The organism is Microcoleus sp. BM001215392 (genome assembly GCF_036700185.1).
In the GTDB taxonomy this organism is placed as follows: Bacteria; Cyanobacteriota; Cyanobacteriia; order Cyanobacteriales; family Microcoleaceae; genus Microcoleus.
Genome location: NZ_JAUBOJ010000611.1, coordinates 1 through 2,659 on the forward strand (window position 1 = coordinate 1; position 2,659 = coordinate 2,659).

Consider the following 2,659-nt stretch of genomic DNA (forward strand, 5'->3'; position numbering starts at 1 on the left):
TTTTTAATTAAGATTTGTTGAATTTGGATGTTGCGAGAGGGCGATCGATGGTTAATTTTGGATTAAATTGGATGTCAATCCTCGGTATTGTCGATCTAGCTTTGGCGATCGCATATCTCGTTACAGCGGTATTGAATGCGGGAATGCGATCGCGACTGATTGGCGGTTTGGGGATAACTCTGTACATCATTCAAGGATTGATGGCAATTGCGATTTTGCCCTTCTGCGGTTTTATTTTATTGTTTAATGGATGGCGGCTAGATCCGATTTTGGCAACTCAGCAATTTTTGCTGCATATATTGTTGATTTACTTGGCATTTAAAGATGCTTTTATTTTCGGTATAGTTTCTCGACAATCTCAGCGGTGATTTGTTAGGATAGTTAAGGGCGATCGTACTTATGCCAAAAAAGATTAGAGAAATAAAAAGTATGCTGCTGAAAGCAGGATTTACTTTCCGTCCCGGAAAAGGCAGCCATACAAAATGGTATCATCCCCTGCTTTCCGGTGCTTTAACTCTATCGGGCAAAGAAGGAGATGATGCCAAAGCTTACCAGGAAAAAGACGCAGCTAATGCGATTAAAAAAGTACAAGAACTAGAAACAGAACGGGAGGAACAATAACAGTGAAAACTCGCTATACTATAGTAATCCAATGGTCTAACGAAGATGACTGTTTTGTTGTCAGTCTTCCCGAATGGGGAGAGTTTTCTCACACGCACGGAAATAGTTATGAAGAAGCACTCAAAAATGCTATGGAAGTTTTAGAACTTTTGATAGAATCGTGCTTAGAAGATGGCCAACCTCTGCCAGAACCTCAGATATTTGGAAAGACACTGCTGGCAGCATAAAATATACGATCGTCCCTTAATTATTATGGAATTCAACTACTCTTACAAAGGCAGCACCGGAGTCACAGAAAGCGGCGGCAATACCCAAATGTCTTTCTCTCCCGACACCAAACGCCCGCCCACTTATTTTATCGGAGAATTGCGTCAAAACGTCGCTTTTCGCGAAGCAATTAGCGCTTTGCACGATGTCGTTGTTTCCGATATGCGCTTCAAACCCAAAGACAAAACAGCTTATAAAGAATGGGTAGCACAACAGCAGGAAATCGACTGGCAATTAATCGCCTGCCGCCAACAAAAAGTTGCCCAAAAAATTCAGCCGCTGCAAGCTGAGTTAAACAATTTAAATAAACTTCAATACCAACGTTTGGCACCTTTTTATCAAGCCCAGCGGCAATACTTTGACTACCTTTATCAAAAAGACCGCGATGCTTGGTTTGTCCTAGATCCGGTTATTACTGTTCATCCAGACGAGGTATTTTTCGAGTGTTTCAGTCAAGATGAGTCGAGTTACGGGCGCCTCGGTGCCAGCTACGAAGTGTTTAAAAATATCAGCGAGTTTGCTTGCGGCACGACTAACATCGACTACTCCGCAGCGCTTTATGATGAATTTCAAAAAATCCGCAGTTACAAGACTACTTCCCTGCAAGTAGACCCCTCGGGTTTTGAAGTTCAGACGGTGAATGAGGATATTTTTAAAGAAGTTAAAATAGACTTACCCGACAGTTGGGTGAGAGGATTTTTGCAAGTTAGTTCGGCAATGTCTTTGCCGGCGGTGCGGTTTGATTTGCACCCGATGGATATCCACAATATTTGTTTTGTTCTGCGCCGCCACAAGGAGAAACAAGGCCCGCGCAGTATGCGCTACATCCTGAAGCCGGCCGAACCGGTGCGGGTGATTTTCGATCCGTGGGGGACGGAAGTTGTTTGCGCGCGATCGATCTATACTGGTTCGCAAGAGCAAGAAATTCGCATTTGGGGAAGGCGCCGCCTTCACATTCTCGAAAGACTGATTCCCGCCGCCAAAAAGTTCACAGTTCACCTGTTGGGAACGGGAATGCCTTCGTTTTACGTCGCCGATTTGGGCGATATGTCATTTACCCTAGGATTGTCGGGATGGAGTGCCAATGATTGGTCGCAATCCGGTAACTTTGATTTAATGGCACCCCGCGCCGATGTTGATGGTTGGACGCAACAATTAATCTTTGATGCGCTCAAGGAAAATTGGGTAGAAACTGCTGATAGTTTGGCAACAAGACTGAAGTTAAATCGGGCGTCAGTGTTGGGTGCATTGAGTGCCTACACGCAAGCGGGAAGAGCAATTTACGATTTAAACAAACAGGTTTATCGAGTGCGGGAATTGAGCCGAGAACCTTTGCCGCTAGAACGGTTGAGATTTGCCAATGAAAGAGAATCAAAAGCAACTGAATTTTTGAGTGAAAATGCGGTACAAGTGACAGATTTTACCAGCGATTCTTCCGGTGCATTCACTGTGCGAGGCACTGTCAAAGACCTGGAAAAAACTTTGAATCCACACTTGACAATTGATGCAGACGAGCGTATGATTGAGGCAGAATGTACTTGTAATTGGCACCAGCAAAACAAGCTGTACAAAGGCCCTTGCGAACACATTTTAGCACTGCGAATGCAACACGCACGTCAGTGTCAATAACTTAATAAATCGCGCGTTTAAATTGGTAAACAGCCTTGCAATCCGGGCGGTGGATCGCCGTCCTTGCGCTTAGTCTAGACAAGCATCACTAGCCTGCTCTTGACTGTGCGGGGCTTCAGGTACTGTTGGTGTTGCGGTGTGG

Annotated in this window: 4 protein-coding genes; all 4 read left to right on the top strand. The window is 44.7% G+C overall.

Features of this window, described 5'->3' with window-relative positions:
* Nucleotides 1–71: 71 nt before the first annotated feature.
* Genes QT974_RS33320 through QT974_RS33335 form a run of 4 tightly spaced genes read left to right on the top strand, consistent with a single transcriptional unit; the run spans nucleotide 72 to nucleotide 2,517 of the window.
* Entirely contained in the window at nucleotides 72–368 is a 297-nt protein-coding gene (locus tag QT974_RS33320) for a Ycf66 family protein (RefSeq protein WP_333472640.1), read from the top strand.
* A gap of 31 nt (nucleotides 369–399) precedes the next feature.
* Complete coding sequence (locus QT974_RS33325) at nucleotides 400–621, top strand: type II toxin-antitoxin system HicA family toxin (RefSeq protein WP_333472641.1); 222 nt, start codon at nucleotides 400–402, stop codon at nucleotides 619–621.
* Nucleotides 622–623: 2 nt separating this feature from the next.
* Entirely contained in the window at nucleotides 624–848 is a 225-nt protein-coding gene (locus tag QT974_RS33330; protein WP_333472642.1) for a type II toxin-antitoxin system HicB family antitoxin, read from the top strand.
* A gap of 25 nt (nucleotides 849–873) precedes the next feature.
* Nucleotides 874–2,517 (top strand): SWIM zinc finger family protein, encoded by a 1,644-nt coding sequence (locus tag QT974_RS33335; protein ID WP_333472643.1) that lies wholly within the window; start codon nucleotides 874–876, stop codon nucleotides 2,515–2,517.
* Nucleotides 2,518–2,659: the final 142 nt, after the last annotated feature.